Origin of the sequence: Pseudomonas sp. NBRC 111132, from assembly GCF_001320565.1 — a bacterium.
GTDB lineage: Bacteria > Pseudomonadota > Gammaproteobacteria > Pseudomonadales > Pseudomonadaceae > Aquipseudomonas > Aquipseudomonas putida_P.
In genome coordinates this window covers 1-1,091 of the sequence record NZ_BCBI01000125.1, presented here as the reverse complement: position 1 = coordinate 1,091, position 1,091 = coordinate 1, and the positions used below count along the sequence as shown (strand labels likewise).

Annotated in this window: 1 protein-coding gene; it reads right to left on the bottom strand. The window is 61.7% G+C overall.

Translation table 11 applies throughout. The annotated features are described in order from the left end of the window. On the bottom strand, window positions 1–1,091 hold a 1,091-nt coding region (bamA, locus tag APH35_RS27940; RefSeq protein WP_082425868.1), incomplete at both ends, for an outer membrane protein assembly factor BamA.

The following is a 1,091-nucleotide window of genomic DNA, read 5'->3' as shown; positions in this document are numbered from 1 at the left end:
GCCCAGGCGCTCCAGACGGGTCTTGGACTGGTCGATCAGGTAGGTCGAGGCCCAGCCGCCTTCCATCTGGCGCATTTCGCGGCGCAGCACTTCGTCTTCGGTCTTGGTGTTGCCGCGGTAGTTGATGCGGTTGACGTAGGCACGCTTGCCCGGGTCGACCACGAACATGATGTCGACCGTGTGGTCCTGGTCGTTCGGCTGTGGCACGCCGTTGACGTTGGCGAAGGTGTAGCCTTCGTTACCCAGGCGGCGGGTGATCAGCTCGGAGGTGGTGGTCATCACCTTGCGCGAGAATACCTGGCCTGGCTGCACCAGCAGCAGCGACTTGACCTGGTCTTCCGGCACCTTGAGGTCACCGGACAGCTTCACGTCGCGAACGGTGTACTTCTCGCCTTCGTTGATGTTGACGGTGATGTAGACGTGCTTCTTGTCCGGCGTGATGGACACCTGGGTGGAGGCGATGTCCATGTTGATGTAGCCGCGGTCCAGGTAGTAGGAACGCAGGCGCTCCAGGTCACCGGAGAGTTTTTCACGGGCGTACTTGTCATCGTTCTTGAAGAACGACAGCCAGTTGGTGGTCTTCAGCTCGAACAGCTGCCCCAGGGTTTCGTCATCGAACACGTTGTTGCCAACGATGTTGATGTGCTGGATGGCGGCGACGGTGCCTTCGTTGATCTTGATCTTCAGCGCCACACGGTTGCGCGGCTGCGGCACCACTTCGGCGTCGACCTCGGCCGAGTAGCGGCCCTGGGCCACGTACTGGCGCTGCAGCTCGTTACGCACACCTTCGAGGGTGGCACGCTGGAAGATTTCGCCCTCGGCCAGGCCCGATTGCTTCAGGCCCTTCATCAGGTCTTCGGTGCTGATCGCCTTGTTGCCTTCGATCTCGATGCTCGACACCGACGGGCGCTCGACCACGTTGATGATCAGCACATTGCCATCGCGGTTCAACTGGATGTCCTGGAAGAACCCGGTCTTGAACAGGGAACGGGTCGAGTCCACCAGGCGGCGGTCATCGGCCTGGTCGCCGACGTTCAGCGGCAGGGCACCGAACACACTGCCGGCGGAAACCCGCTGCAGGCCGTTGACGC